Source organism: Modestobacter lapidis (genome assembly GCF_054780755.1).
This window is the reverse complement of record NZ_BAAGVS010000003.1, coordinates 347,293-373,689: the sequence shown is the minus strand read 5'-3', so window position 1 is coordinate 373,689 and position 26,397 is coordinate 347,293. Positions and strand designations below refer to the sequence as shown.

Below are 26,397 nucleotides of genomic sequence, written 5' to 3'. Positions count from 1 at the left end.
GTCGGGTGATCCGGTCGACCGCGCTGGTCAGCCCGCCGCCAGTGCCTCCGCCGGGCTGAGGATCGGGCAGCGGGGGCCGTCGGCGCGGCGCAGCCGGGCGTCGCTGGTGACCAGCGTGGTGCCCAGCGCCTCGGCGAGCGCCACGTACCAGGCGTCGTAGGGCGTCACGTTGTCTCTCATTTCCCACGCCCGCGGGAGGAACGGCTCAAAGGGGTAGCGGCGGGTGCGGACCCGGGCGACCCGACTCGCAGCTTCCAGCGCGTCCGCCTGGTCGAGGAAACCGCGGATCGCCATCGCGCGCAGGGCAGACGTCACCTCGACGGTCAGCATCGCCGGGGCGTGCAGCCAGGACTCAGCGGCGAGCAGGCGGCGGGCCTGCTCGCCGTCGATCCCGGAGACGGCCACGGCGTCCGTGACCACCGACGCGTCGAGAACTCTCACCGCTGGTCGCGGTCGGCGCGGACGAACTCCGCGGAGGCCACCGAGCTGAAACCGTGGCCGGCACCCCGGGCGAGCTGCTGATCGATCTCGGCCACCAGTTCTGCCGGCGCCGGCGAACGGGCACCGTCGACGACCTCAGCGAGCAGGAACTCCTGCAGGCTCAACCCGGCTCCAGCGGCCCGCCGGCGGAGGATCCGGTGGACATCGTCGGGAACTCCGCGGATCTGGACAGTGGCCACGCATTCAGTGTAGCGCTGCAAGCGCTGAAACAGCGCTACCGGCAGGATCGCTGTCCCGTCCGGTTCCCGTGGCGGTGCGCGCTGCGGCTACCGTCGCCGCCGTGGCGTCCTCCGCAGCCGACCGGCTCTCCTACGAGGTCGTGGACGTGTTCGCGCCGCGACCGTTCGCCGGCAATCCCCTCGCCGTCGTCTTCGACGCCGACTTCCTGACCACCGGGCAGTGCCAGGCGCTCGCCTTCGAGTTCCACCTCTCGGAGACGTCGTTCCTCTGCGCCCCGACCGATCCGACCGCTGACTACCGGGTCCGGATCTTCACGCCGTTCGCCGAGCTGCCCTTCGCCGGGCACCCCAGCGTCGGAGCGGCGCACACCCTGGTCCGCGCCGGTCGGCTGCCCGCCGGCCGGCTCCGGCAGGAGTGCGGCGTCGGCGTCGTCGACCTGACCGTGGACGACGGCGGCGCCACCCTCGGCGGCGGTCCGGCCACGGTCGAGCCCGGTCCCGACCCCGCCGATCTGGCCACCGCCTTCGGGCTGGCCGTCGCGGACCTGGCCGGGGTGCCGGTGCTCGTCGCCGGCTGCGGGCTGCCGTTCGCCCACCTCGCCGTCCACCCCGACGCGGTGGACCGGGCCCGGCCGGACCGCGCCGCCCTGAACCGGCTGGGCGTGGGGGAGGGCGTGTCGGTGCTGTCCTGGGACGCCGCCTCCCGCACCGTGCGGGCCCGCGTCTTCGCCGCCGACCTGCGCTGGGGCGAGGACCCGGCCACCGGCTCGGCCGCGCTGGGCACCGGGGTGTGGCTGGCCGCCACCGGCCTGGTCGCCGCCGACGGGACGACGGAGTACACGGTCCACCAGGGCGAGGCGATGGGCCGCCCCTCGGTGCTCGCCTGCTCGGTGACCGTGGCCGCCGGGGTGGCCACCGCCGCGACGGTCAGCGGCCGGGTGCTCCCGGTCGCCGTGGGGACGATCGCGGTCCCGGGATGAGCACGGCCGCACCTGCGGCGCCCGCGTGGGCAGTGACCCGGCCCGGCGGCCGGGACGTCGGGATCATGGCGGTGGCCATCGCCGGGGTGTCGTTCTCCGGGCCGCTGACCGCGCTGGTCGCGACGTCGGTGCTGGCGCTGGCGTTCTGGCGCAACGCCGCCGGCGCGGTGCTGCTGCTGCCCGTCGTCCTGCTGCGCGAGCGGGCCACGCTGACCGGGCTGCGGCCCCGGCACCTGGCCAGCTCGGTGGTCGCCGGACTGTTCCTCGCCGCGCACTTCGCCGCCTGGCTGCCCAGCCTGTCGATGACGACGGTCGCCGCCTCGACCGCGCTGGTCACCACCACCCCCATCTGGACCGCGCTGGCGGCCCGGTTCGCCGGCGTCCGGTTGCCCGGCACGGTCTGGGGCGGGCTGGTCCTGGCCGTGCTCGGCGCGGCGATGATCGCCGGCGTCGACGTCACCGTGTCGTGGCGGGCGCTGGCCGGCGACGGACTCGCCCTGCTGGGCGCCATCTGCGCCGCCGGCTACATGCTGGCCGGCGCCCGGGCCCGCGAGCGGCTGACCACCTCGGCCTACGCGGTGGTCTGCTACGCCACCTGCGCGGTGGCGATCGCGGTGGCCGCCGCGGTGGTGGGCGTGCCGCTCACCGGGTTCAGCGCCCGCGACTGGTGGCTGATCGCGGCGATCACCGGCTGCGCGCAGCTGCTCGGGCACACCCTGCTCAACCTGGTGCTCTCCACCGTCGGCCCCACCGTGGTCGGGCTGGCGATCCTGCTCGAGGTCCCCGGCGCGCTCCTGGTGGCGCTGGTGCTGCTGCAGCAGGTGCCGCCGCTGCTGGCGCTGCCCGGGATGATCGCCGTCGTCCTCGGGGTGGCCCTGGTGATCCGGGGCAGCAGCTCGCCGACGGTGACCGAACCCATCACCTGACGTCGCTACCCTCTCCTCACAGCCGACCCACCACCCAGCGGAGGCACCGTGGCCCAGCTGCGATCCCGTCGTTCCAACCTGGCGGTCCCCGGCAGCAACCCCCGCTTCCTGGAGAAGGCCAAGGGGCTGCCCGCCGACCAGGTGTTCCTCGACCTGGAGGACGCCTGCGCCCCGCTGGCCAAGCCCGGGGCCCGCAGGAACATCGTGGCGGCGCTGAACGAAGGCGGCTGGGGCGACACGATCCGTGCGGTCCGGGTCAACGACTGGACCACGGAGTGGACGTTCACCGACGTCGTCGAGGTGGTGGGCGGCGCCGGCGCGGAGCTCGACTGCCTCATGCTGCCCAAGGTCGCCGACGCCGCGCAGGTGCAGGCGCTGGACCTGCTACTCACCCAGGTCGAGAAGGCCAACGGCCTGGAGGTCGGCCGGATCGGCATCGAGGTGCAGATCGAGACGGCGCAGGGCCTGGTCAACGTCAACTCGATCGCCGTCGCCAGCCCGCGGATCGAGACGATCATCTACGGCCCGGCCGACTTCATGGCCAGCATCAACATGAAGTCGCTGACCGTGGGCGCGCTGCACCCCGACTACCCGGGCGACCCGTACCACTACATCCTCATGCAGATCCTGATGGCCGCCCGCGCCAGCGGCGTGCAGGCCATCGACGGCCCGTTCCTGCAGGTGCGGGACGTGCCGGCCTTCGAGGAGGCCGCCCGGCGCTCGGCGATGCTCGGGTTCGACGGCAAGTGGGTGCTCCACCCGGACCAGATCGACGCGGCCAACGCGATCTACGCCCCCTCCCAGGAGGACTACGACCACGCGGAGCTCATCCTCGATGCCTACGACTGGGCGACGTCGGAGGCCGGCGGGCAGAAGGGCTCGGCGATGCTCGGCGACGAGATGATCGACGAGGCCAGCCGCAAGATGGCCCTGGTCATCGCCGGCAAGGGCCGGGCCGCCGGGCTCCCGCGCACCTCCACCTTCACCCCACCCGCGTAGTCAGGCACCCGGCACGGGGGTCCGTCGTCAGGGGGCGAAGCTGCCGGACGCGAGGGTGGCGAAGGCGACCACCCAGAGGACGATCACCGCGGCGAAGAGCGCGGTGGCGATGCCGCCGATGATGATCCCGGCCAGCGCCAGGCCGTCGCCCTCCTCGCCGGTCTCGCGGATCTGCCGGCGGGCGACGACACCGAGCACCAGACCGGCGGGGGCGAACACGAAGGCCATGACCAGCGCCAGGATCGCCAGGGTGTTGGTCGGCCGCCGCCACTGTGGTGCGCCGCCGTAACCGGGCGGTGGGCCGTAGCCGGGCGGTGGGCCGTAGCCGGGCGGTGGGCCGTAGCCGGGTGGCGGGCCGTAGCCGGGTGGTGGGCCGTAGCCGGGCGGCCCCGGTGCCGATGGCGCCGGCTGTCCCTGCCCCGCCGCCGTCGAGCCCGCCGGCGGGTCGCCGCGGTAGAAGTCGTCCTCGGGCTGGCTCACCGGGTCGTCCTCCTCGTGTCGGGCAACGGCTCAGGCGCCGATGACCGCGGCCGGCAGCCGGGCCATCCGGTCGGCGATGCGCTGCGCGGCTGCCAGGGTGGTGTCCGGCTCCTCGCCGATGACGATGGACAGCACTGCGCCACGCACCTGCGCGAGAACGACCTGACCGACGCCGTTGGACAGTTCGTACCGGATTGCCAGCGAGTCCGGCAGGAGACCCGCCGTGGGTGGGCCCGGCAGGAACGTGTAGTCCTCCGGCGGGCAGGTCGCGAAGGCGGCCCCGAGCTCGGACAGCGCTCGCTCGGCGTCGGCCGCGGTCTCGTAGGAGATCGCCTCGCTGGCCAGCACCGCGGTGCCGGCGGCATCCAGGCCGGTGACCGGGAACTTCGCCGTCCGCCGTGCCTCGCTGGGCACGCTGCCCGAGCAGATCCCGGCCAGGCTCGGGGCGTCGGCGAGGTCACCGTCGGGCACCGGGTTCGCCTGCACCGACCAGCCCGCCGGCAGGTCGGCGGCGCGCAGGGCGCTGGCCAGCGCGGCCTCTTGGGCCGTCCGCGCCGTGGCCGGGTCGGCCGCGGCCGCGGCGGCCGCTTCGTCGGCGGCCGGGCCCGGCTCCACCGAGGTCGCGGCGGCGCTGCTGGACGGTGGCGCGCCGGCCTCCGTCGAGGTCGGGGGGCGGCCGGCGTCCCCGGCCGAGCACCCGGCCAGCAGGACGGCCGAGACCAGGAGGGCCGGCGGCCGGAGGAGCTTCACCGGCGCGACGGTAGCCGTCCCGGCTGGGCAGCGGCCGCCGGCAACCGGGGCTTCGCGGGGGCGGGTGCCGGAGCCGCCATACTGGCCGGGACCGAGGAACCGTCGTCCCCCGGAGAGGCTGCGTTGATGACCCGCCCGGTGCACGGGACCCCGCGGTGAGCCGGCAGGGACGGGTCGCGGTCCGCGACGACGCCGGTGAGTGGCGGCTGCTCGACGTCTACGACGACGGCTGGTGCGACGCGCCGGCGCCGGTCCGCACCGTCGAGGAGACCCGCCGGCGGCTGCGCGAGCTGCTCGCCTGGATGGGCGCGCTCGTCGTCCTCTTCGGCGGCGCGGCCGTCGCCGCGGTGCTGCTGCCGGACTCGCTGTGGGTCTCGTTCCTGCTGCTCGGCGCCAGCGTGGCGGTGGTCGCCGCTGCCGGGCTGCGGGTCGCCGTCACCCGGGTAGGGAACCGGACGCCGGAGTTCGCCACGTCGGCCGCCCAGGCGGCCGCGGTCGACGGGAGTCGGAGGGTCGCCGTCTCGGACGTGCGCGCGGTGGAGCTGCAGCGGGCGGGGCACGAGGACGCCGTCACGGTGACCGTCCGCCGCGGCCCGACGGTGGTCTACCGCTCGCCGGACCGGACGCTGGGCCGGCTCTTCCAGCCCTGGTCGCCCCGGCCGCCGGGGCGGTAGCCCACCGGGCTGCTGCCTGGTGGAAGCCGCGGTGTCGCCGGCGGCGGCGTGCGGTAGCCAGGGAGCATGAGAGCAGTCGGAGTGACCGAGTTCGGCGGGCCCGAGGCCCTGCACGTCGTGGACGTCCCGGACGAGCCGCTGGGCGAGGGCCAGGTGCGGCTCCGGGTGGCTGCGGCGACGGTCAACCCCACGGACACCTACGCGCGCAACGGCACGTACGCCCAGCGCGAGGAGACCGTGCACTTCCCCTACGTCCCGGGCATGGACGTCGCCGGGGTGCTGGCCGAGGTGGGCCCGGGGGTGGAGACCGACCTGACCGCCGGCGAGCACGTGATGGGCATCGTCGTCCCCTCCGGCGCGCACGGCGGGTACCGGGAGAACCTGGTGCTCCCGGTCGGCTCCGTGGCGCGGGTGCCGGCGGGGGTGGGCGACGTCGCGGCGGCGACGCTGCCGATGAACGGGCTCACCGCCCGGCTCGCGCTGGACGCCATGGACCTGCAACCCGGCCAGGTGCTCGCCGTGACCGGTGCCGCCGGCGCCTTCGGCGGCTACGTCGTCCAGCTGGCCAGGGCCGAGGGGCTGACCGTGGTCGCGGACTCGTCGGAGGCCGACGAGCAGCTGGTGCGCGACCTGGGGGCCGACGTCGTCGTCCGGCGCGGGGACGACGTCGCCGACCGGATCCGCGCCGAGTTCCCCGACGGCGTCGACGGGCTGGCCGACGGCTCGGTGCAGGATGCCGCCGTGCTGCCGGCGGTCAGGGACGGCGGCGCGGTCGCGACCGTGCGCGGCTACCGCGGGAACGGCGAGCGGGACCTGCGGGTCATCCCGGTGATGGTGCGCGAGTACGCCCAGGCGCCCGGCAAGCTCGACGGGCTCCGGCAGGCCGTCGTGAAGGGCATCGTGACCCTGCGGGTCGCCGCGACGTTCCCGGCCGAGGAGGCGGCCGCGGGCACCGCCGCCTGGAGGGCGGCGGCGTCCGCGGCCGCCTGGTGATCACCTTCTGATCAGCCCGGCCGGCCTGCTGCGGGGACGCCGCTGAGGTGCTTGGCCGCTTCCCGGCGGGACAAGGGGCTCAGCTCGTGCTCGGTGAGGAAACGGCGGACCCAGCCAGGGTCGGTGCGTGCGTAGTCGCGCAGCGCCCACCCGATGGCCTTGCGGACGAAGAACTCCGGATCGGCGGCGTTGACCTCGATCACCTCGGTCAGCAGCGCGGTGTCGGTGCGGGCCTTGGCCCCGAGCTGCGCGATGACCGCGCTGCGGCGCAGCCACCGGTCCGGAGAGCGGGCCCAGCCGCGCAGCAGCATGGTCATCGTCGCCGGGGAGGCGAGGAGGAGGTCCCGGACGCGGGGCGCGACGCCGTCCACGTGGTCCCACCACGCGCCGGTGACGATGACCTCTTGGTACAGCGACAGCAGGACCAGCGAGCCGCGGGCGACGGGCAGGCCGGTCAGCGCGACCGCGGCGTACCGCTCCTCGCGGTGGGCCGCGCCGCGCCACAGGGTGGTGGCCACATCGCGCACCTCGGCTGCCGAGGAGGGCGGCTGCTCCCGGGCGAGCGCCAGCGTCATCCGGCGGACCGCCGGCACCCGCACCCCGAGACAGGGCTGCGCCGACTTCAGGTACGCCTGCATGCCGGCCGCGCGGGCCGGGTCCGCGGCGTCGCGCAGCGCCGTCCGAACGGCGACGGCCAGGTCCGGCGGCCCTCCGTGCAGGGGCACGTCAGCCCCGGCGGGCCGCCATCGGCAGCCACACCGCCAGCCCCATGAGGAGCATCGCCAGCGGCACGTGCACCGCGACGCCGGTGCCCCCGGCCCGGCCGAGGAAGTACTCGACGACCAGGAGCACCAGCAGCAGGGCGGTGCCGACCAGCAGGTCCCGGCGGTGCCGCAGCCACACCGCGGCGGCGACGGTGGCCAGCAGGGCGAGCACGATGGTCGCCTCGGCGCCGTGCTGGTGCAGCGCGTACCAGGTGCTGCCGTCGGCGTCGCGGCGCAGGAACAGCCCCGCCCACAGCCCCTGCAGCAGCACCCCGAGTGACGTCAGCCCGACCAGCGCGCTCCACGCCGGATGTGGCCGGGCGCCCCGGCGGAGGGTGGTGCCATCCTCGGTGCTGGCCATGCCCCTGATCCTGCCGCAGTCGGATCGCCGCCCGCGACCACCCGTGACAGGCTGCGAACCAGGCCGCTTCCCCGTGCGCGGCCGCAATCGGAGGCCCCGTGAACGGCGCACAGGCAGTGATCCGCACTCTCGTCGGCGGCGGGGTGGACGTCTGCTTCGCGAATCCGGGAACCTCGGAGATGCACTTCGTGGCTGCCCTGGACGACGTGCCCGAGATGCGCGCCGTCCTGACCCTGTTCGAGGGCGTCGCCACCGGCGCCGCCGACGGCTACGCCCGGATGACCGGCCGCCCGGCGGCCACGCTGCTGCACCTGGGGCCGGGCCTGGGCAACGGCGTGGCGAACCTGCACAACGCCCACCGCGCCCGCACCCCGCTGGTCAACGTGGTGGGTGATCACGCGCTGGGGCACAAGCGGCTGGACGCGCCGCTGGAGTCCGACATCGATGCGATCGCCGGCGCGGTGTCCGGCTGGGTCCGCCGGTCGCTGACCACCGCATCGGTGGGCGAGGACGTCGCGGACGCGGTGGCCGCCGCGACCCGGGCGCCCGGATCGGTGGCGACGCTGGTGCTCCCGGCCGACGTGTCGTGGAGCGAGGGCGCGGCGGTGGCTCCGGTGCGGCCGCGCCGGCCGGCGCCGACCGTCGCCGCCGCGCTGGTCGAGCAGGTGGCCGCGGTGCTCGGCGAGAAGACGGTGCTGTTCCTCGGGAGCGATGCGGTGAGCGCCGACGGGCTGCTCGCCGCCGCGCAGGTGGCCGCGGGCACCGGGGCCCGGCTGCTGGCCACCAGGTCCCCGGCCCGGATGGCCCGCGGCGCCGGGGTGCCCGACGTCCTCAAGCTGCCCTACGCGCCGCCGCAGGCGATGGCCGAGCTCGAGGGCGTGCAGCACCTGATCCTGGTCGGGACGCCGGAGCCGGTGGCGTTCTTCGGTTACCCCGACCTGCCGGGCCGGCTGACGCCGCCGGACTGCACGGTGCACGTGCTGTCCCTGCCCGAGGAGGACGGCGTGGCCGCGCTGCGGTCGCTGGCCGAGCAGGTCGCACCCGACGCAGTCCCGGTGGTGGCCGGGGCAACCCGCCCCGAGCTGCCCAGCGGCGCGCTGACCCCGCGCTCGCTGGCCGCAGTGGTGGGCGCGCTGCTGCCCGAGCGGGCGATCGTGGTCGACGAGGCGCTGACCTCCGGCATGCACCTGCCCGCGGCGACCGCCGGCGCCCCGCGGCACGAGTGGCTCACCCTGACCGGCGGGGCCATCGGCCAGGGAATGCCGGTCGCGACCGGCGCGGCGGTGGCCTGCCCCGATCGTCCGGTGGTCAGCCTGCAGGCCGACGGCAGCGCCATGTACACCCTCCAGGCGCTGTGGACCCAGGCCCGCGAGCAGCTCGACGTCACCACCGTCATCTGCGACAACGGCTCCTACGCGATCCTCGAGCACGAGCTGGAGAACGTCGGCGCGCGCAGCGGCGGTGAGCGGGCCGGCCGGTTGCTGGACCTGGGCGGGCCGTCGCTGGACTTCGTCGCGCTGGCCACCGGGATGGGCGTGCCCGCCACCCGCGCCACGACGGCGGAGGAGCTGGCCGGGCAGTTCCGGGCCGCGCTCGCCGAGCCCGGGCCGCACCTGATCGACGCCGTGCTGCGCTCCGCGGGCTGAGGGCCGGCGGCGGCACTAGCGTCCCGCCATGGACATCACCACGGTCAACGACCGGCACCTGTACCAGGCCTCGGTGACCCTCGTCGACGACGCCCATCCCTCGGGGCAGGTGGAGCTGCCGCACCGGGTCGTGCGGTTCGGGCCGGCCGGCTGGCTCACCGTCACCACCGGGACGGCGGACGACAGCCTGATCGAGATGTACCCCCTGCACCGGGTCCTGCGGGTCGACGAGCTCGAGGAGCTCTCGCCCGGCGGCGGGGTGCACGACTGACAGTGCGGGGCGCCGCCCTGCTGGCCCCGCCGTGCTCCACCGACCGTGCTGAGGTGGGCACCGAGTGGCGTGCTGAGCCGGGTCCCCGTCGCCGGTCGGCCTCGGACGGGTGACACCCCTTCCGTCGGGAGGCCGCCGGCTGGCAGCGTGGATCGCGGACGACGGGTCCGCCGGCGGGGGGTACAGGTGGGGCGCAGACGACGGGCGACAGCGGTCGCCCTCCGCCGTTCGCCGGCCCGGGGGCCACGGATCGACCGCAGTGCGGCGCGGCTGGCCGTCGTCGGCGCTGCGGCAGCCGCCTGCCTGGTCGCCGGCGCGGGTATCGCTGCGGCCGACCCGGCAGCACCCACCGCGCCCGGCGCGGTCGAGTCCGCGGCACCCACCGAGCCCGGCGCCCCCGGGTCCGCTGCCCCCACCTCGACCGCCCCCACCTCGACCGCCCCCGCCGAACCGGAGGGGCCGGGCGAGGAGGAGATCCGGGCCGCCGAGCAGGCCGCCGATGCCGTCGTCCAGCGGCTGGCCGGGCTGGCCGACCGGCTGGCGACCGCCTCGGCCGAGCTGGACGCGGCCCGCGCGGCTTCCGCGATAGCGCTGGACGGCTACCAGGCCGAGCAGGCCGCGTTCGTGGCCGCGCAGGCCGCCGCGGAGGCGGCCGGCGTCGTGGCCAGGGAGGCGGGCGCCGTGCTCGACGCCGCGCGCACCGAGCTCGCCGCCTTCGCGCGGGCCGGCTACATCCAGGGCAGCACTTCTCCCGGGCTGCAGGCGCTGCTCAGCTCCCGGAACCCGGAGCAGTTGCTCGAGCGGTTGACGTTGTTGGGCCACGCCGGTGGGCAGAAGGCCGACGCGCTCGTCCGATTCACGATGGCCCGGCACGTGGCCGACAGTGCCGCGACGGAGGCGGATGCGGCGCTCGGCCGGGCCGCCGTGCTCCAGCAGGGCGCGGCCGAGACCCTCGCGGCGGCCGAGGCGGTGGAATCCGACGCCCGCCGGCAGGCCGAGGCGGTCGAGCAGGAACGGACCGCGCTGCTGGCCGAGTTGGCACAGGCCCACCAGGACCTCGTCACGCTGCTGGGCGACTCCGACGCGGCGCCGGCGTACGAGCGCCGGCTGGCCGGCATCGCGGGTGCGCTGGCCGAGGGCGAGCTCGACGTGCCGCTGGGGGAGCTCGCCGGCGCGGGCTCGTCGCCCGTGGCCGCCGCCGCGATCCAGGCCGCCCTGCAGGCGGTCGGCACCCCGTACGCCTGGGGTGGGGGCACGCTGACCGGCCCGGGTCCGGGCTTCGGTGTCGACGCCGGCGTGGTCGGCTTCGACTGCTCCGGGCTGACCCGCTACGCCTACGCGCAGGCCGACGTCGGTGTCGCGCGGAACAGCCGGGCCCAGTACGCGTCGCTGCCCAAGGTGGCCCGCGCCGACCTGCGCCCCGGCGACCTCGTCTTCTGGGCCACCGACCGCACCGATCCCTCGACCATCCACCACGTCGCCCTCTACCTCGGTGGCGGCCGGATCGTGGAGGCGCCGCACAGCGGCGCCCGGGTGAGCGTCCGGTCGATGTACTGGACGGGTTACATCGGGGCGGTTCGGCCCACCGGCTGACCATTCCCCGGTCCGGCGACGGAGCCGGCCGGCAGCGTTCCCGGCGGCACGGAAGTTCGCCGGAACTGCCATTCCCGGGCACCGGTCACCGGCCGCGCCGGCCGGAATCGGGAGTGGGCGGCGCGGCTCTCCGGGGCGGCACCCGGGATGCGCACCGGTGGAGCAGTTCGGCGGCTGCGTGGTGTCCCTGCCAGCGCGGATCCCGGCGCGGGCTCGCCCCGGGTCGCCTCGAGGGCGCCGTTTCTGGACGTCGATGGAGGACGGCGGTCGACTCCGCACCGCCGTGCGGAGCGGGAACAGGCGCACGGTGGTCGCCATTCCGCACCTGCTGTCTCCCGGCGCCGGAAGAATGGTTCGACGGACCCGCGCCGGCGGTCGCTCCGACCGTCGCGTCGATCCCGGATCCAGCCGAGCAGGAGGGCCGAGCGCGCGTGACTGTCAGCAACCTCACTGCTCAGCGTTCGCGTCGAACGCAGCGTGACCGAACGGCGGTGCTGCTGTGACATGCGCAGGAAGAGGGCGGCATGGGCGTCCAGCGCGGCCGTACATCATGTGACGTAGCGGCAGCAAGAGGCTCACGCGGAGTTCCTTCCTTCGGGTGAGACAAAGTTTCCAGTTGCTCTGAGTCACCAGTACTGGTTAGTTTCGGTGGCAGCACCCGAGATGCGGGTGCCCGAGACGACGTGAAGATCCGAACGGCCCCCGCCGCGCCAACAGAGGTGCGGGGGGAGAACACGGTCGCCAGGCCGTTCGGGGAGCGAGTGGCGAGACCGCCGTCCTGTCAGGTCCAGAGAGCCTGGAACAGGAGTGTCATGCCCCGCCCTGTGCGTCTCCGCCGCATCCCACGCAGGACCGAGCTGGCCTCCTCGTGCGTATGACCGCCGACGCGCTCCTGTCCGCCCTGGTCCTGCCGGCTGCTCGTCAGCCGGCCCGGCACGGAACAGGAGGCAGCCTCCCGGTCACGTCCCGGCGTGGCTGACCGGGCCGCCGAACGCAGTTACCCCTACGACGACTTCAGCGAGCTCGCCGGGCAGTTGCAGGACCCGCCGGAAGACCGCCGGGTCCGCTTCCGGCCGGTGACCAGCGGCGTCCCCCGTGCCCGGGCATGGCTGCTGGTGCTCGCGGCGCTGGCCTTCGAAACGCTCTTCCTGCTGTGGCTGCTGCAGCCGGAGCACTACCCCGAGTTCGTCGGTGACTGGCGCTCCGTGCTCGCGCTGGTCCTCATCGCGAGCGTCGGGACGATCGAGCTGCTGCGGCTGCTCAACGTCTTCACCCTGGCGGTGGCCACGCTCAACGCCCGCGACCCGATCCCGATGACCCCGCTGACCGGTCAGCGGGTCGCCTTCCTGACCACCATCGTGCCCGGCAAGGAGCCGCTGGAGATGGTGCGCCGCACGCTGGAGGGCGCTGTCCAGGTCCGGTACGACGGCCGGCTGGACGTGTGGCTGCTCGACGAGGGCGACGACCCGGACGTCCGGGCCATGTGCGCCGAACTCGGGGTCCGGCACTTCAGCCGCCACGGCGTGCCGCGGTGGAACCAGCCCACCGGCCGGAACAAGGCCAAGACCAAGCACGGCAACTACAACGCCTGGCTGGACCGGCACGGCGACGACTACGACTTCTGGGTGTCGGTCGACTCCGACCACGTGCCGCTGCCGAACTTCGCCGAGCGGCTGATGGGGTACTTCCACGACCCGGACGTCGCCTTCGTCGTCGGGCCGCAGGTGTACGGCAACTACGACAACTTCATCTCCCGGGCGGCGGAGTCGCAGCAGTACCTGTTCCACAGCGTCCTGCAGCGCGCCGCGAACCGGTTCTCCACCGCGATGTTCGTCGGCACCAACAACGCCGTCCGGCTCTCGGCGCTGCGGGCGATCGGGGGCCTCCAGGACTCCATCACCGAGGACGCCGCCACCAGCATCGTCTGGCACTCCAGCACGAATCCGGACAGCGGCGCGACGTGGAAGTCCGTCTACACCCCCGACGTCCTCGCCGTGGGCGAGGGGCCGACGACCTGGCGCGACTACTTCATCCAGCAGGGCCGCTGGGCCCGCGGGACCGACGAGGTCATCCTGCGGCTGTTCTGGCGGGTCTTCCGCCGGCTGTCGTTCTGGCGCCGGGCCCACTACGCGCTGCTGATGTCCTACTACCCGGCGACGGCGGTCAGCTGGGTTCTCGGCGCCACCAACCTGGCCGCCTACCTGCTGACCGGCGTGGCCGGCGTGCTGGTCGCCGCCCAGCTGTGGCTGATGCTCTACGTCAACGCCGCAGTGATGCAGGTCGGTATCTACTTCTGGAACCGGCGGCACAACGTCAGTCCGCACGAGGAGGAGGGCTCCTCCGGCGTCAGCGGGATGTTCATGTCGGTCGTCTCGACGCCCATGTACGTCAGCGCGCTATGGGCGGCCATCCGCAACCGCAACATCAGCTTCGCCGTCACGAACAAGGGCGCGGTCTCCGGTGACCGGCTCGACTCGTTCACCAAGAACCTGTGGTGGGCGGCGTTGCTGCTCGCCGCCCTCGCGCTGTCGGTGCCGCTGGGCAACACCCACCTGGCCATCCGCAGCTGGGCGGTGCTGAGCCTCACCGTGTGCCTGGTCCCGGCCGGCATCTGGCTCGCCGGCCTGCTGCGGGCGCGCCTGCACCGGCCCGTGGCGGCTCCGGCCCCGCCGGTCCTGGCACCTCCGCCGCCGGCCCTGCCCGCCGCGGGTGACGACGGGACGCCCGGCTCCCGCACCGCGATCGTCCGCGACATCGAACTCGCCGTCCTCGAGCCCGAGGACGCGCCGGTACCCCAGGAGAGCACCCGATGAACCGACGCAAGCCGCGCCCGCTGCGCCGCCTGCGCAACGCCGGCCTGATCGGGGTGGCGGTGGCCGCCCTGGTGGCGGCCAACGGCCCGGTGGTCACGTCCGTGGCCGAGCGTGCCTACACCGACTGGCAGCGGGACCAGCCCGACTACCAGGCGCAGTACGGCTCCTGGGAGACCGTCTCGCTGCCCGAGGAGTACGAGGTCCAGGCCATCCACGCGGCGCTGCTGCACACCGGCAAGGTGCTGCTCATCGCCGGGTCGGGCAACAACGCGAAGGACTTCGAGGCCGGCACCTTCCGGACCATCGTCTGGGACCCGACCACCGGGGAGGCCACGGAGGTGCCGACGCCGGAGGACCTCTTCTGCTCCGGGCACGCCTACCTGCCCAACGGCAACCTGCTCATCGCCGGCGGCACCCGCAAGTACGAGGTGCTCGCCGACGACGTCGACCGCGCTGCCGGCAGCCTCACCGTCAAGAACGAGCGGCACGACCGCAGCGTCACGTTGCCCGAGGGCACCCGGTTCACCGCCCGCGGCAAGACCTACGTGTCGACCGCCGACGTCCTGGTGCCGCCCGCGCACACCATGCCCGACGGCAGCCGGATGACCGGTGAGGTGAGCGTGTGGATCGAGGCCAAGGACGAGGGCGACGAGTACGAGATCCGGGAGGGCCTGCAGTTCCAGGTCGAGGACATCGACCCCGCCCTGCGCAACGACGTCTACGGCCAGGGCGACACCATCACCCTGGACAAGCAGAACTACCGCGGGCTCGACGCGTCCTACGAGTTCGACGTCGCCGCCGAGACCTACCGGGAGACCGGCCGGCTGGCCGAGTCCCGCTGGTACCCGACGCTGGTCGGGCTCGAGGACGGCAAGGTGCTGGCCGTCTCGGGGCTGGACGAGCACGGCGAGATCCTCGACGGCCAGAACGAGGTCTACGACCCGGCCACCCGCACGTGGACCGAGCGGCCGGAGCTGTTCCGCTACTTCCCGACCTATCCCGGCCTGCACCGGCTGGCCGACGGCCACCGCATCTTCTACAGCGGCGCCAACACCGGCTACGGGCCGGCCGAGGAGGGCCGCCAGCCCGGGATCTGGGACCTGACCGACAACAGCTGGCAGGACGTCCCCGGGCTCGAGGACCCGGAGTTCAACGAGACCGCCGCATCCTTCCTGCTCGCGCCGGCGCAGGACCAGAAGGTCGCGATCGTCGGCGGCGGCGGGGTGGGCGACAGCGAGGAGTCGACGGCGCGGTTCAACGTCGTGGACCTGACCCTGCCCTCCCCGCGGTTCGAGCCACTGGTCGACTATCCCAGCCCCGCGCGGTACATCAACGCCGTCACGCTGCCCGACGACCAAACCCTGCTCACCGGCGGGTCGGTGGGCTACCGGGGCAACAGCCAGAGCGACCTGAACCTGACCACGAGGTTCGACCCCGAGACGGGGGAGCTGCTGCCGGCGGCGCCCAACGAGGTGGGCCGCAACTACCACGCCACCGCGATCCTGCTGCCCGACGGCCGGGTCATGACGATGGGCTCGGACCCGCTGTTCGCCGACGAGGACAACACCATCCCGGGGAAGTTCGAGACCCGGATCGAGATCTACTCACCGCCGTACCTGTTCGCCGGTGAGCGCCCGACGGTGACCTCCGCCCCGGCCGAGGTCACCCGCGGAACGACCTTCCCGGTCACCGCCGACAGCGCGGACATCGCCGAGGCCCGGCTGATGCGGCCCAGCGCCGTGACCCACCAGACCGATCCCGAGCAGCGGTCCGTCGCCCTCGAGGTGACTTCCCGGACGGCGGCGTCCTCCGGGAGGACGACCTACGAGCTGAGCCTGCCCGCCGCGGAGGGCCTCACGCCGTCGGGCTGGTACATGTTGGTCGTGCTCGATGACGACGGGGTGCCGTCCCCGGCCCGCTGGGTCCACGTCGCGTGACCGGAGGCACGGGCCTCCGGTCGTCCGTGCGGGCCGCGGTGCTGGCCGCCGCGGCCGGCACCGCCGTCGCCTGCGGTGGCGATGCCGCACCGCCCGACGCGGCGCCGTCGACGACGCCGCCCGCGGTCACCTCCGGGTCCGCCGCCGACGGGCAGGACCGGCTGTCCGGTGAGCTGTGGGTCAACCCTGAGGGGCACGGCGCCGTCGCGCTCGCGGAGGCCCGGGCCGCAGGCGACGACGCCGCGGCGGAGGAGCTCGAGCCGCTGGCCGGGCAACCCGCCGCCACCTGGTTCGCGAACCCGGGGAACCCGTACCCGGCCGTGCACGAGGTGTCCGTCGCTGCGGCCGAGGCCGGTGAGATCCCGGTCCTGGTGGCGTACTACGTGCCGCTGCGGGACTGCCGCTCCTACTCCGCCGGAGGGGCGGCGGACACCGACGAGTACCTGAGCTGGATCGGCAGCTTCGCCGCCGCGATCGAGGACCGGCCGGCCATCGTCGTGCTGGAGCCGGACGCGATCCCGCAGGCCATCGTCGGCTGCGAGGGTCTGGACCCCGCGGAGCGCTACCAGGTGCTCGGCCAGGCGGTGGAGATCCTGGCCCGGCAGCCGGGGGCCCGCATCTACCTGGACGCCGGCAACGCCAGCTGGATCGAGGAGCTGCCGGCGCTCGCCGACGCGCTGCGCGCCAGCAACATCGACCAGGCCGACGGGTTCGCGCTCAACGTGTCGAACTTCGAGAGCACCGAGGCGAGCGCGAGCTACGGCCTGGCCCTGTCGCAGCAGCTGGCCGCGACCGCACCACCCGGGACGCCGCCCGTGCACTTCGTCATCGACACCAGCCGGAACGGCGCCGGCCCGCCGCCGGCCACGGCCGTGGGCGAGGACCGCTGGTGCAATCCGGAGGGACGCCGGCTGGGGGCGCCGCCGACCACCTCGCCGGACCTCCCGCGGGTCGACGCGCTGCTGTGGATCAAGCAGCCCGGTGACTCCGACGGCACCTGCCGGGGCGGCCCGATCGCGGGTCAGTGGTGGCCCGAGGCGGCCGAAGAGCTCGTCGGCGGCTGAGCTCTCCGCTCGACCACCGGCTGGTCGCGTTCGGCCCCGGCCCTGCCGATGACGGGGATGCCGCGTCGTCCCGTGGCACCGGTCCCGCCCGTTCGACGTGAGGGCGGGCGGGACCGTCGGCGCCGCCCGGGTTCCGCCGGCCCGATCGGTGTCACCCGACCGGGTGAACGTCGGCCGCTCCGCTCACTGTCCGTCCACAGGGCCCCGCCACGGGGCCCGTCATTCCCTTACAGTCACCGGACTCATTCGTTCCGATGGCTGGTCAGCGGGGGTGTCGTGCCGGGGATGGCCAGTGCGGTCGACGTGGTCGATGGCGAGGTTCGTGAGCTCATCCGCCGGCGCGGGCTCGACCCGTTCACCGACCCCGGAACCGTCCGGGTGCTGGTGCGCGACGTCGTGGCCGACTACTCCGAGCGGTCGCTGTCCTCGGCGCTGCCCTCGATCGCCGACCCGGAGACGGTCGTTCGGGACGTGCTGGACCGGGTGGCCGGGTTCGGTCCGCTGCAGCGGTACCTGGACGACCCGGAGATCGAGGAGATCTGGGTCAACGAGCCCGGCCGGGTGTTCATCGCCCGCCGCGGGCGCAGCGAGCTGACCACGACGATCCTCGGCGTGGGGCAGCTGGCCGACCTGGTCGAGCGGATGCTGCGCACCTCCGGCCGGCGGATCGACATGAGCACGCCGTTCGTCGACGCGATGATGCCCGACGGGTCCCGGCTGCACGTGGTCATCCCGGACATCACCCGCCGCCACATGGCGGTCAACATTCGCAAGTTCGTCCTGCAGGCCCACAGCCTCGACGAGCTGGTCGCCCTCGGCACGCTGCCGGCGAACGTGGCCCGGTTCCTCGAGGCGGCGGTCGCCGCCGGGCTGAACATCCTCGTCTCCGGCGGCACCCAGGCCGGCAAGACCACGCTGCTCAACTGCCTCTGCGCGGCCATCCCGGCCCGCGAGCGGGTGGTCACCTGCGAGGAGGTCTTCGAGCTGCGCGTGCCGCTGCCCGACGTGGTCGCGATGCAGACCCGGCAGCCCAACCTGGAGGGCGCCGGGGAGATCCCGCTGCGCCGGCTGGTCAAGGAGGCGCTGCGGATGCGGCCCTCGCGGCTGGTCGTGGGCGAGGTCCGGCAGGAGGAGTGCCTGGACCTGCTCATCGCGCTGAACTCCGGCCTGCCGGGGATGTGCACGCTGCACGCCAACAGCGCCCGCGAGGCCGTGGTGAAGATGTGCACCCTGCCGCTGCTGGCCGGGGAGAACATCGGCCACGCCTTCGTCGTCCCCACCGTGGCGTCGTCGGTCGACCTGGTGGTGCACGTCGGCACCGACCCGTCCGGCCACCGCCGGGTGCGCGAGGTCGTCGCGCTGCCCGGCCGCACCGAGGGCAGCGTCGTCGAGACGGCCGACCTGTTCACCACCCGCGACGGCCGGCTGGTCCGTGCCGACGGGTACCCGCCGCACCCCGACCGGTTCGCCGCCCTCGGTCTGGACCTGGCCGGCCTCCTCGGGGCGCCGGCCACGTGAGCGAGCTTGCGAGCGAACGCATGAGCACAGCAGCTCCGCGAACGCGGCCGACGAGCGCCAGCGAGGAGGCAACGTGAGCATTCCCGGTGGGCTGATCGGGCTGGCGCTCGGCGTGGGGCTGCTGCTGGTCTGGCGGAGCGGGCCGCGGGCACCGCAGCGTCGGGGCGGCGACCGTCGTCCCGGCCGGCGCCAGCAGCTGCTGTCCGCCGCCGGGCTGACCGGCATCAACGGCGCCCAGCTGGTGGCCCTCCAGGCCGCGCTCGGCGTCGTCGTGACGGTGCTGGTGCTCGTGACCACCCGGACGGTGACGATCAGCCTGGTGTTCGGGGTCTTCGGCGCCGCGGTACCGCACCTGCTGGTCCGGCGGCTGGCCGCGAAGCGCCACGCCGACCTACGCGAGGTGTGGCCGGAGGTGGTCGACAACCTGGCCTCGGCGGTACGCGCCGGGCTGTCGCTGCCCGAGGCGCTGGCCGCGCTGGCCGTACGTGGGCCCGAGGTCCTGCGCGGAGCCTTCGCCCGGTTCGCCGCCGACCACCGGTCGACCGGTCGGTTCAGTGACTCACTCGACCGGCTCAAGGACGACCTGGCCGATCCGGTGGGTGACCGCATCGTGGAGACGCTGCGGGTGGCCCGCGAGGTCGGCGGCAGCGACCTGGGCCGGGTGCTGCGGACGCTGTCGGTGTTCCTGCGCGAGGACACCCGGGCCCGCGCCGAGCTGGAGACCCGGCAGGGCTGGGTGGTCCAGGCCGCCCGGCTCGCCGTCGCCGCACCCTGGATCGTGCTGCTCCTGCTGGCCACCCAGCAGCAGACGCTGGCCGCCTACGACAGCCCGGTCGGGACGGCGCTGCTGATCGGCGGCGGCGTCGTCTGCGTGGCGGCGTACCAGCTGATGCTCCGGATCGGCCGGCTGCCGCAGGACGTGCGGGTCCTCCAATGAGTACCGGTGTGCTGGGCATGCTGCTCGGGCTGGTCGCGGCCTCCGGGCTGCTGCTCGCCGTCTCCTACGCCCCGCCGTTCCGGGCGGTGCGGCTGGTCGACCGGCTGGCCCCGTACGTGTCCGACGCCCCGGCGCCGTCCCGGTTGCTCGGGACGGTGACCGATCCGGGCCTGCTGTCGGCGGCCCGGCGGGTGTTCGGCCCGGCGCTGGCCGACGGCGCCCGCCGGATCGACCAGCTCCTCGGTGGCCGGATCGCCGTCCGCCGCCGGCTGGACGCGCTGAGCGCGGACGCGACGGTGGAGGACTTCCGGGTCGAGCAGGTGGTGTGGGGTGCCCTGGGTCTGCTGGGCGGGGCGGTGCTGACCGTGCTCGGCGCGGCGGCCACCGGGTCGGTCAACGTGCTGTCCGCCGTCCTGCTGTGCGTGGCCGGTCTGGTCGGTGGCGTGCTCGGCCGGGACTGGTGGCTGACCCAGCAGGTGCAGCGCCGCGAGGAGCTGCTGCTCGCGGAGTTCCCCGTCGTCGCCGACCTGCTCGCGCTGGCCGTGACGGCGGGGGAGAGCCCGACCGCGGCGATCGCCCGGGTCACCCGGCTGTCCGGCGGCGAGCTGGCCCGCGAGCTGGGCTCCGCGCTCGGTCGCGCCCGGGCCGGGGTGCCGCTGGTGGAGGCGCTGCAGCAGCTCGCCGACCGCACGTCGCTGGACGCGCTGGCCCGGTTCGTCGACGGGTTGATCGTCGCGATCGAGCGCGGCACCCCGCTGGCCGAGGTGCTGCGCGCCCAGGCGGCCGACGTCCGGGAGGCCGGCAAGCGGCGGCTGCTCGAGGCCGGTGGCCGGAAGGAGATCGCCATGATGGTCGCGGTTGTCAACCGCTACCTTTGCTGGTGTGTCCCTCAGATCCGCGATCTACGCCCGGCAGTCCCTTGACCGAACCGGCGAGGGCGCGGCGGTGGACCGCCAGATCGCAGACTGCCAGCGCATCGCCGACCAGCGCGGCTGGGTCGTCGTGGAGACGATCACCGACAACGACATGTCCGCCAGCACCGGCAAGCCCCGACCCGGGTACCAGAGGCTCCTAAGCCTCATGCGCGGCCGGTCCGTGGACGCCATCGTCGTCTGGCACGTCGACCGGCTCACCCGGCGCCTGGTTGACCTCGAGGAAGTCATCTCCATCTGCGAGGCGACCGGGGTACGTCTCGCCACCGTCACCGGCGACATCGACCTTGGCACCGACACCGGGCGGATGCTCGCCCGCATCCTCGCCTCCGTCGCCCGCGGGGAAGTCGAGCGCAAGGGTGTCCGCCAGCGACGAGCGAACGAACAGCGCGCCAGCGCGGGCCGGATGGGCTGGACCCGTCGACCGTTCGGCTACGACCGGCAGGACGGCGAGATCGTTGTCGTCGACCTGGAAGCGAAGGCGCTCGAGCGGGCCGCCGAGATGGTGCTCGCGGGGGACACGCTCGCGGCAGGTGTCCGGATGCTCGACGAGCAGGAGCTGACCACCACCGCGGGCAAGGCGTGGAACGTCACCTCGCTGCGCCGGGCCCTGCTGAATCCTCGCTATGCAGGCCGCGTCACCTACAACGGCGCCGACGTCACCGCCGGCACTTGGCCGGTCATCCTCCCGACCGACGTTCAGGAGCGGCTGGGGGAGAGGCTGCGGGACGTGCAGCGTCGCGTGCAGCAGGGCACCGACCCGAAGTTCCTGCTGTCCGGCCTCGCCCGCTGCGGCCGGTGCGAGGCCGTCATGTTCGCCTCGCCGATGGGCGTGCAGGGCAAGCGGTGGCAGGCGTACCGGTGTACCGCCTGCTACTTGTCTCGCCGGCTAGATCTCGTGGACGAAGTAGTTGAGGCGGTCATCGTTGCTCGCCTGTCGCAGCCCGACGCGGCTGCGCTGTTCGTGGAGGACGAGGACGTTCCTGCCTTACGCGCCGAGTGCGCCGAACTGCGCACCCGGCGCGATGACCTGGCGGCCCTGCTCGCTGATGGGCTGCTGTCCGCGTCCGCCGTCCGGGATCGCTCCCAGCAGCTGACCAGCCGGATCAATGACCTGGAGGACCGCATCAGCCGGGTATTGGGGGAGTCGCCGATTACCGCGCTCGCGGACTCCGAGGACGTCCTGACGGCGTGGGAGACGATGCCGCTGCGCGACCGCAAGCAGGTCGTGGACCTGCTCATGGCCGTGACGATCCTGCCCGCCGGCAAGGGGCATCGATTCTCGCCTGATCAGGTGCAGGTCGACTGGAGGACGGCATGACCGACCCGCTGACCTCTCGGGAGCAAGAGATCCAAGCACTGGGGATGGCCTGGTCGAGCCTGTCCCGATCGCACCGCCGCCGTGCCGCCGTGCTCGAGTACTACTGCCAGCAGCGGGACTGTCCCTTGCTTACGTGCTTCCAGACCCCTCGTGGACTGCTCGTGTGGTTGCCGCAGTACAGGAGATCGGCAAGCAGGAACGCTGCCGAGTCGGCTGCTAGTGCGCGAGCGCGACGCACGCTGGACGGTGATCGGCGTTGGAAGCCGCGGGTCTTCGAGGTGGATCAAATCGCCGATCCACTGCTGCCAGAACAAGTGGGTGTCCAGCTGAACTGCGACCACCTGACGCGCTTCGTCTCAGGTGGACTCCTACTTGGCGACATGCGAAAGGGCCGCCCCGGAGCGCCTTTCACGCTGCGTCTTTGACTCGTCACAATCTCTTGCTATCGTGACAGCAGCACGTGACGCCCGGCATGGAATGCCGAACCGGATGAAGTAGGGCAACCGGAACCCGAGGGGTTCCCGCATGCCCGCAAGTAGTCCGACTCTCCGCAACAGCACCGCCCGCGCTGGCGCCGCTGTGCGCTGGGGCAAGGCAAACGCCGACGACGCCAGGCGAGAACTGGCCGCCGAGCGCATCACCGAGTACGTCCAGAAGGTCTTGGCCACCGCGCCACCGCTGACGAATGAGCAGCGAGAGAAGCTCGCCCTGCTGCTGCACGGCTCGACCCCGGATCGGGGTGCGGCCGCGTGATAAACGAAAAGGCGGCCCTGCCAGGGGCCGCCCTTCCCGAGTCCGCCGCCGCCAAGCCGCAGGTTCTCGCTGCTGATTGTAGGGCGAGCGGTGACAGTTCGGCACGCCTGACGCTCGACGAGCTGAACCGCCTTCTGCAGGACGAGAAGCTACAGGCGACGTTCGAGAGTGCGGACAAGTGGACGCGGTCCTGCTGGTCGACCGCGATCGAGCACCTGGCCGCCAGCGGCGTTCCGTTCTGCTCGGACACCTGCCGCGAGATCGGTGCACCCGAGCCGTCGCACCCCAACCACATCGGCGCGTTCTTCATGGCCGCCGCGAAAGCCGGGATCATCCGCCCCGTCGGCTTCATCCAGTCCACCCGCCGACAACGGCACGCGGCATGGATGCGCCAGTGGGTCGGCGGTGACGCCCGGTGAGCCTTCTCCCAAGCCCCATCCCGTGGGCCACCGCGCTGATCAGTGCCGCAGACGGGCCCATCCCGGACTACGGGTCCCCCGAGTGGGTCGCCCTGCCCGACAACGACCGCAGAAAGGTCGCCGCCACCGTCCTGGCCGCCGAATGCTGGCGCGCCGAAACCGATCCCGAGTGGCGTGCATGGCGCCTGCGGACGGAGCTCGAAGCCGGCCAGGGCGCCGACGACGAGCCCGCCCGATGGACCCCGGAGATTGTGGCCGAGGTCCATCGAACCGCGAACAGGCCCAGCTACGCCGAGTTGTGTGACCGGCGCGGCGAACCCGATCGGGCCGGACGAGCGCGCCAGCAGCGGCGGCACCTGGGGCTGGTGCCCAGTGCCTGACAGCTACCTGCCCTTCCCGAAGCAGCGGCGCCGGCGCAGCGGCGGCGACCGGATGGTCAGCATCGAAGTCGGCCGCAGGTCGGCCTGGATGCGCGGCAACGGCCTCGCCTCCGTGCTCGACGAGATCGGCGTCCCGCGGATGTGGTGCCCCCGGCAGAAGTGCCTCACGTGCCCGGTCGACCGGGTGGACGACATCCTCGCCCTGGTCGAGCACCGTGACCGCCGGATGGTCGAACTCGTGGCGGTGGACCGGTGACCCGGCTGACCCCTCGGCTCAAGTGGCGGCAAGCCGTCACCTCTGACGCCTTCCCCAAGAGCGAGCGCGTCGTCCGGGGCACCCTCCTGTGCCTGGTCGAACTGATGACGCCCACGGGCGAACTAAAGGCCTGGCGGGACCAGATGGTGGAGGCCACCGGCCTACCGCCGCGGACCGTCGACAGACACCTCCAGCGAGCCGTCGAAGCGGGGTGGCTGACGCGTGAGACACCGGCCGGCAAGCGTCGGATGGCGGTCTACCTCGCCACCATCCCGACCGACGGTCCGGGCAGTTCTGTGCGCCACTCCTGGCGCGCAGACGAGGAGTTCTGTGCGCCATCTACTCGTGTCCAGAACTCAAGTTCTGTGCGCCACCTAGTGGCGCACTTCAATAAAGAACAGAGCACTCACGTCAGTGAGTACCTGGCAGTAGACGAACACCGCGGCACACGAGGTGCCCACGACGGCGCCTGCGTCTCGCCACCCAAGGGGTCGGCGAAGAGCGGCAGCAACGGAGCCGAGTGGCTGCCCACTCCTGTTGCTGAGGCGGGTGAAGTCGCGTGACTCGAGAGTCCGCGCACAACAAGGGCCGTAGGTACCTCGCCGAAGGTCGGCTCACGATCCGTACCGCGACCCGCGAGCTCGGCGTGATCGCCATCGTCCGCGGCGACTCCGGTGAGCTGTACCGGGCTGCGTGGTCGTCGGCGTTCGGCTGGACGTGCAACTGCCCGGCCCGCACCGACCAGTGCGCGCATCTGGTGGCGCTGCGCCTGGTCACGGTCGCCAACCCGGAGCCGGGCGCGTGACCCGCGACCAGGCGCCCGTGACGCAGCACCAATGGACGGGGGAGGAGATCGCCGCACTCGTGGCGATGGACGGCAAGCCGGTGACCGTCATCGGGAATCCCGAGTTGGTCGAGGGTCCCGACGGTGAGCCGGTCGGCGTCGCCTCGGAGGTTTGGGAGCCGACGGTCTTCTTCGTCCCCTGGGGTGCACCGGGCTTCCCGGAGCGACCGACCGTCGACGACGAGTTCGGGGGTGCCGAGTGAGCGACCCGCGGAAGCCTCAGGCGCTCGCCCGGGACCCGAAGCACTACGTCCACGGACTCGACGGCGCAGGCGTCGTCATCGTCCCCGCCCGGGTCGCCGCCTGGCTGCACCAGAACCTGCCGCTGGACCGCCTCCGGTCAGAGGTCCGCGGCGTAGATGCCGAAGTGGACGTCGTCCTCATCGGCCTGTCGGTCGCCGGCCTCAACTGGCGGGCTTCCGTCCACGGAACAGTCCCGCGGAACGTCCCGGAACCAGCGCCAAAGTCGCAGTGGCTGACCACCACGCAGGTGGCCGACCTGCTCGATCAGACCGACCGGGCAATCCGGATGGCCTGCCAGAGCGGGCGACTACCGGCCGAGCAGGAGAACGGCCGATGGCGGATCAGCCGGGAGAACTTCGAGCACTACCGAGCCGCCCGCGACCAGCGGGCCGCGTGAGGAGGAGCCACAACATGAGCACCCTGGAACAGCAGATCGAGGGCATCCGCACCAAGTGCGCCCGGCAGATCGACGTTATCCGCACCGAAGCAGGACGCACCGATGAGTGGCGGCGCCAGCAGCTCGCACGGATCTACCGCGTGATCCGTGACGAGGCGCAGGCTGCGGCCGATGCCCACGAGGCCAACGTCAACCGGCAGCGTCGCATCACCGAGAGCAAGGTCTTCGGCCTGGTCGGTGTCGCCGGAGATCCCGCCTCCCTCGCCATCAGCCGGCGGGACGCGGGCGACCGGGCGGCTCAGCTCAAGTCCGAGAGCGAGGCGCTGGCCCTGCTCGCCCGAGCCGAGCGGTCGGGTGACGAGCCGCTCGCCCGAGCCATCGTCGAACGGGCAACCGAGGCCGGCTGGGTCAACGTCGCCAACGCCTTCCTCGACGTTCGGCCTCACCTCAACGACGAGGTGAACGAGCTGTGGCAGCAGGCAGCCAACTCCGTTCAGGACGACTTCCGCATGGCCATGACCCTGGGCGGCCTCAAGCCCCGCGAACTCGGCAGCCTGAGCGACGAGCAGATCGACAAGGTCGCCGACACCCCACTCGAAGGAGCCGCGGCACTGTCCGGTGTTCAGCTCGCCGCAGTCAGGAACGAGCAGCAGCGCGAGGCCATGGAGGTCCGGTCGTGACCGTCCCGGGTGGCAAGACGGTCGGGGGGATGGCGTCACGCGTAGTCACTGACTGTGGATCTCGAGCGCGGAGGGGTACCGGTCGACTCCCGGAGGTCGCCCGGTCAGCCGTCGCGCTCGGGTCATCCCCCACCTTCGTCACCCACCGTGATGGGGGGTGGCGGGGGACCCCTTGCCTCATGATCAACTCGGGACCGCCGGGAGGTGCCTCGGGGGCCGGGCCAGCTGAATCGCTTGACCTGCCGGGGCGGCGGTGACCGTGCGTAAGCCCCCTGAGTCGTCCCCTGAGGGCGTGGGAGCCGAGGCTCTAGCTCTGTGGTCGTCCGTGGTGGACGTGTTCGACCTGGAGCAGCATGAGCGCGCCCTGCTGGTGGAGGCGGTTCGCACCGTGGATCTGCTGGCCAAGCTCGATGCCGAGGTGCGCCGTGACGGGGTGATGGTCGAGTCGCCGCAGGGCATGAAGGCTCACCCGGCGGCGACTGAGGCTCGGCAGCAGCGCATCACGCTTGCCCGGCTGCTGGCGGCCTTGAGGCTGCCGAATGGGGAGGAGGGCGACCAGCAGGCCAGTGCTCGCCCTCAGCGGCGTGTGGGTGTGCGTGGCACCTACGGCATCCGGGGCGCCGTCTGATGCGTCGTAGGGAAGTGCAGCGGGCGGACAGCGGCGAGCTGCCGCCGCAGGAGCTGCTGCGGTTCCGCCCGTCGCAGACGCCGCCGACCTCGCCTGACGGCCGGCCCATGCCGTGGGCGGTGGAGTGGACGGCTGACGAGTTCGCGGCGTTCCTGCGT

General features: G+C 73.3%; 31 protein-coding genes. 25 read left to right on the top strand and 6 right to left on the bottom strand.

All coding sequences use genetic code 11. The annotated features are described in order from the left end of the window. Nucleotides 1-27 precede the first annotated feature (27 nt). Both ACYVG5_RS06905 and ACYVG5_RS06900 read right to left on the bottom strand, forming a co-directional pair. Nucleotides 28-441 carry a type II toxin-antitoxin system VapC family toxin gene (locus ACYVG5_RS06905; protein WP_222046111.1) on the bottom strand — a complete coding sequence of 138 codons (414 nt, stop codon included), beginning with the start codon at nucleotides 439-441 and terminating at the stop codon, nucleotides 28-30. Further along, on the bottom strand, nucleotides 438-680 hold the full coding sequence (locus ACYVG5_RS06900) for a FitA-like ribbon-helix-helix domain-containing protein (protein ID WP_222046109.1): 243 nt from the start codon (nucleotides 678-680) through the stop codon (nucleotides 438-440). Before ACYVG5_RS06900 ends, ACYVG5_RS06905 begins: the two co-directional genes overlap by 4 nt. Before the next feature lie 101 nt (nucleotides 681-781). Between ACYVG5_RS06900 and ACYVG5_RS06895 the strand changes: the two genes are divergently transcribed. The 3 genes from ACYVG5_RS06895 to ACYVG5_RS06885 are packed head-to-tail and all read left to right on the top strand — an operon-like array spanning nucleotide 782 to nucleotide 3,585. Then, entirely contained in the window at nucleotides 782-1,660 is an 879-nt protein-coding gene (locus ACYVG5_RS06895) for a PhzF family phenazine biosynthesis protein (protein ID WP_222046107.1), read from the top strand. Continuing rightward, the gene (locus tag ACYVG5_RS06890) at nucleotides 1,657-2,586 is read left to right on the top strand and encodes a DMT family transporter (RefSeq protein ID WP_246629640.1); all 930 of its coding nucleotides are present in this window, start codon (nucleotides 1,657-1,659) and stop codon (nucleotides 2,584-2,586) included. The genes ACYVG5_RS06895 and ACYVG5_RS06890 overlap by 4 nt, the downstream gene beginning before the upstream one ends. A 48-nt stretch (nucleotides 2,587-2,634) precedes the next feature. After that, nucleotides 2,635-3,585 carry an HpcH/HpaI aldolase/citrate lyase family protein gene (locus ACYVG5_RS06885; protein ID WP_222046105.1) on the top strand — a complete coding sequence of 317 codons (951 nt, stop codon included), beginning with the start codon at nucleotides 2,635-2,637 and terminating at the stop codon, nucleotides 3,583-3,585. Nucleotides 3,586-3,612: 27 nt separating this feature from the next. Here ACYVG5_RS06885 and ACYVG5_RS06880 read toward each other — a convergent pair whose 3' ends face one another. Both ACYVG5_RS06880 and ACYVG5_RS06875 read right to left on the bottom strand, forming a co-directional pair. Then, nucleotides 3,613-4,065, bottom strand: a complete 453-nt coding sequence (locus tag ACYVG5_RS06880; RefSeq protein ID WP_222046103.1) for a DUF4190 domain-containing protein — start codon at nucleotides 4,063-4,065, stop codon at nucleotides 3,613-3,615. 30 nt (nucleotides 4,066-4,095) lie between these two features. Continuing rightward, nucleotides 4,096-4,815 carry a hypothetical protein gene (locus ACYVG5_RS06875; protein ID WP_222046101.1) on the bottom strand — a complete coding sequence of 240 codons (720 nt, stop codon included), beginning with the start codon at nucleotides 4,813-4,815 and terminating at the stop codon, nucleotides 4,096-4,098. 155 nt (nucleotides 4,816-4,970) lie between these two features. On the opposite strand from ACYVG5_RS06875, the gene ACYVG5_RS06870 reads away from it, so the two are divergent. Together ACYVG5_RS06870 and ACYVG5_RS06865 are read left to right on the top strand one after the other, a co-directional pair. Further along, complete coding sequence (locus ACYVG5_RS06870; protein WP_222046099.1) at nucleotides 4,971-5,489, top strand: hypothetical protein; 519 nt, start codon at nucleotides 4,971-4,973, stop codon at nucleotides 5,487-5,489. Nucleotides 5,490-5,555: 66 nt separating this feature from the next. Then, the gene (locus ACYVG5_RS06865; RefSeq protein ID WP_246629639.1) at nucleotides 5,556-6,482 is read left to right on the top strand and encodes an NADP-dependent oxidoreductase; all 927 of its coding nucleotides are present in this window, start codon (nucleotides 5,556-5,558) and stop codon (nucleotides 6,480-6,482) included. A gap of 11 nt (nucleotides 6,483-6,493) precedes the next feature. On the opposite strand, the gene ACYVG5_RS06860 is transcribed toward ACYVG5_RS06865, so the two are convergent. Beyond that, nucleotides 6,494-7,207 (bottom strand): DNA alkylation repair protein, encoded by a 714-nt coding sequence (locus tag ACYVG5_RS06860; RefSeq protein WP_460683049.1) that lies wholly within the window; start codon nucleotides 7,205-7,207, stop codon nucleotides 6,494-6,496. Nucleotide 7,208: 1 nt separating this feature from the next. Continuing rightward, nucleotides 7,209-7,607 carry a hypothetical protein gene (locus ACYVG5_RS06855; RefSeq protein WP_222046097.1) on the bottom strand — a complete coding sequence of 133 codons (399 nt, stop codon included), beginning with the start codon at nucleotides 7,605-7,607 and terminating at the stop codon, nucleotides 7,209-7,211. Nucleotides 7,608-7,705: 98 nt separating this feature from the next. On the opposite strand from ACYVG5_RS06855, the gene ACYVG5_RS06850 reads away from it, so the two are divergent. From ACYVG5_RS06850 to ACYVG5_RS06755, 20 genes are all read left to right on the top strand, one after another. Further along, entirely contained in the window at nucleotides 7,706-9,253 is a 1,548-nt protein-coding gene (locus ACYVG5_RS06850; RefSeq protein ID WP_222046095.1) for an acetolactate synthase large subunit, read from the top strand. 28 nt (nucleotides 9,254-9,281) lie between these two features. Further along, on the top strand, nucleotides 9,282-9,524 hold the full coding sequence (locus ACYVG5_RS06845; protein ID WP_222046093.1) for a hypothetical protein: 243 nt from the start codon (nucleotides 9,282-9,284) through the stop codon (nucleotides 9,522-9,524). Nucleotides 9,525-9,710: 186 nt separating this feature from the next. Then, entirely contained in the window at nucleotides 9,711-11,117 is a 1,407-nt protein-coding gene (locus tag ACYVG5_RS06840) for a C40 family peptidase (RefSeq protein WP_222046091.1), read from the top strand. Nucleotides 11,118-12,088: 971 nt separating this feature from the next. Then, on the top strand, nucleotides 12,089-13,930 hold the full coding sequence (locus ACYVG5_RS06835; RefSeq protein ID WP_222046089.1) for a glycosyltransferase family 2 protein: 1,842 nt from the start codon (nucleotides 12,089-12,091) through the stop codon (nucleotides 13,928-13,930). Beyond that, entirely contained in the window at nucleotides 13,927-15,867 is a 1,941-nt protein-coding gene (gene glxA / locus ACYVG5_RS06830) for a radical copper oxidase GlxA (RefSeq protein WP_222046088.1), read from the top strand. The genes ACYVG5_RS06835 and glxA overlap by 4 nt, the downstream gene beginning before the upstream one ends. Further along, nucleotides 15,864-16,931 carry a glycoside hydrolase family 6 protein gene (locus ACYVG5_RS06825; RefSeq protein WP_222046086.1) on the top strand — a complete coding sequence of 356 codons (1,068 nt, stop codon included), beginning with the start codon at nucleotides 15,864-15,866 and terminating at the stop codon, nucleotides 16,929-16,931. The genes glxA and ACYVG5_RS06825 overlap by 4 nt, the downstream gene beginning before the upstream one ends. A gap of 285 nt (nucleotides 16,932-17,216) precedes the next feature. Beyond that, nucleotides 17,217-18,449: a CpaF family protein gene (locus ACYVG5_RS06820; protein ID WP_222046084.1), complete on the top strand. Its 1,233-nt coding sequence runs from the start codon at nucleotides 17,217-17,219 to the stop codon at nucleotides 18,447-18,449. Between the two features lie 73 nt (nucleotides 18,450-18,522). Continuing rightward, nucleotides 18,523-19,386 carry a type II secretion system F family protein gene (locus ACYVG5_RS06815; protein ID WP_460683048.1) on the top strand — a complete coding sequence of 288 codons (864 nt, stop codon included), beginning with the start codon at nucleotides 18,523-18,525 and terminating at the stop codon, nucleotides 19,384-19,386. Further along, on the top strand, nucleotides 19,383-20,309 hold the full coding sequence (locus tag ACYVG5_RS06810; protein ID WP_222046082.1) for a type II secretion system F family protein: 927 nt from the start codon (nucleotides 19,383-19,385) through the stop codon (nucleotides 20,307-20,309). The genes ACYVG5_RS06815 and ACYVG5_RS06810 overlap by 4 nt, the downstream gene beginning before the upstream one ends. Further along, on the top strand, nucleotides 20,269-21,639 hold the full coding sequence (locus ACYVG5_RS06805) for a recombinase family protein (RefSeq protein WP_222046080.1): 1,371 nt from the start codon (nucleotides 20,269-20,271) through the stop codon (nucleotides 21,637-21,639). Before ACYVG5_RS06810 ends, ACYVG5_RS06805 begins: the two co-directional genes overlap by 41 nt. Before the next feature lie 525 nt (nucleotides 21,640-22,164). Then, nucleotides 22,165-22,392, top strand: a complete 228-nt coding sequence (locus ACYVG5_RS06800) for a hypothetical protein (RefSeq protein WP_222046078.1) — start codon at nucleotides 22,165-22,167, stop codon at nucleotides 22,390-22,392. Next, nucleotides 22,389-22,811: a hypothetical protein gene (locus tag ACYVG5_RS06795; protein WP_222046076.1), complete on the top strand. Its 423-nt coding sequence runs from the start codon at nucleotides 22,389-22,391 to the stop codon at nucleotides 22,809-22,811. The genes ACYVG5_RS06800 and ACYVG5_RS06795 overlap by 4 nt, the downstream gene beginning before the upstream one ends. Next, nucleotides 22,808-23,191 (top strand): hypothetical protein, encoded by a 384-nt coding sequence (locus ACYVG5_RS06790; RefSeq protein WP_222046075.1) that lies wholly within the window; start codon nucleotides 22,808-22,810, stop codon nucleotides 23,189-23,191. Before ACYVG5_RS06795 ends, ACYVG5_RS06790 begins: the two co-directional genes overlap by 4 nt. After that, nucleotides 23,184-23,447: a hypothetical protein gene (locus ACYVG5_RS06785; RefSeq protein WP_222046073.1), complete on the top strand. Its 264-nt coding sequence runs from the start codon at nucleotides 23,184-23,186 to the stop codon at nucleotides 23,445-23,447. Before ACYVG5_RS06790 ends, ACYVG5_RS06785 begins: the two co-directional genes overlap by 8 nt. Further along, on the top strand, nucleotides 23,444-24,010 hold the full coding sequence (locus tag ACYVG5_RS06780) for a hypothetical protein (protein WP_222046071.1): 567 nt from the start codon (nucleotides 23,444-23,446) through the stop codon (nucleotides 24,008-24,010). The genes ACYVG5_RS06785 and ACYVG5_RS06780 overlap by 4 nt, the downstream gene beginning before the upstream one ends. Beyond that, complete coding sequence (locus ACYVG5_RS06775; RefSeq protein ID WP_222046069.1) at nucleotides 24,007-24,252, top strand: hypothetical protein; 246 nt, start codon at nucleotides 24,007-24,009, stop codon at nucleotides 24,250-24,252. The genes ACYVG5_RS06780 and ACYVG5_RS06775 overlap by 4 nt, the downstream gene beginning before the upstream one ends. A 17-nt stretch (nucleotides 24,253-24,269) precedes the next feature. Then, complete coding sequence (locus tag ACYVG5_RS06770; RefSeq protein ID WP_460683047.1) at nucleotides 24,270-24,494, top strand: hypothetical protein; 225 nt, start codon at nucleotides 24,270-24,272, stop codon at nucleotides 24,492-24,494. Beyond that, nucleotides 24,491-24,931, top strand: coding sequence for a helix-turn-helix domain-containing protein (locus ACYVG5_RS06765; RefSeq protein ID WP_222046065.1), 441 nt, complete (start codon nucleotides 24,491-24,493; stop codon nucleotides 24,929-24,931). Before ACYVG5_RS06770 ends, ACYVG5_RS06765 begins: the two co-directional genes overlap by 4 nt. A gap of 14 nt (nucleotides 24,932-24,945) precedes the next feature. Further along, complete coding sequence (locus tag ACYVG5_RS06760) at nucleotides 24,946-25,611, top strand: hypothetical protein (RefSeq protein ID WP_460683046.1); 666 nt, start codon at nucleotides 24,946-24,948, stop codon at nucleotides 25,609-25,611. Between the two features lie 328 nt (nucleotides 25,612-25,939). Next, nucleotides 25,940-26,239, top strand: coding sequence for a hypothetical protein (locus ACYVG5_RS06755; protein WP_222046062.1), 300 nt, complete (start codon nucleotides 25,940-25,942; stop codon nucleotides 26,237-26,239). The last annotated feature ends 158 nt before the right edge of the window (nucleotides 26,240-26,397 follow it).

Coding starts and splice junctions, on each gene's coding strand:
- ACYVG5_RS06890 (WP_246629640.1), top strand. CDS start 1,657: ATGAGCACGGCCGCACCTGCGGCGCCCGCGTGGGCAGTGACCCGGCCC.
- ACYVG5_RS06865 (WP_246629639.1), top strand. CDS start 5,556: ATGAGAGCAGTCGGAGTGACCGAGTTCGGCGGGCCCGAGGCCCTGCAC.
- ACYVG5_RS06855 (WP_222046097.1), bottom strand. CDS start 7,607: ATGGCCAGCACCGAGGATGGCACCACCCTCCGCCGGGGCGCCCGGCCA.
- ACYVG5_RS06845 (WP_222046093.1), top strand. CDS start 9,282: ATGGACATCACCACGGTCAACGACCGGCACCTGTACCAGGCCTCGGTG.
- glxA (WP_222046088.1), top strand. CDS start 13,927: ATGAACCGACGCAAGCCGCGCCCGCTGCGCCGCCTGCGCAACGCCGGC.
- ACYVG5_RS06820 (WP_222046084.1), top strand. CDS start 17,217: ATGGCCAGTGCGGTCGACGTGGTCGATGGCGAGGTTCGTGAGCTCATC.
- ACYVG5_RS06810 (WP_222046082.1), top strand. CDS start 19,383: ATGAGTACCGGTGTGCTGGGCATGCTGCTCGGGCTGGTCGCGGCCTCC.
- ACYVG5_RS06800 (WP_222046078.1), top strand. CDS start 22,165: ATGCCCGCAAGTAGTCCGACTCTCCGCAACAGCACCGCCCGCGCTGGC.
- ACYVG5_RS06760 (WP_460683046.1), top strand. CDS start 24,946: ATGAGCACCCTGGAACAGCAGATCGAGGGCATCCGCACCAAGTGCGCC.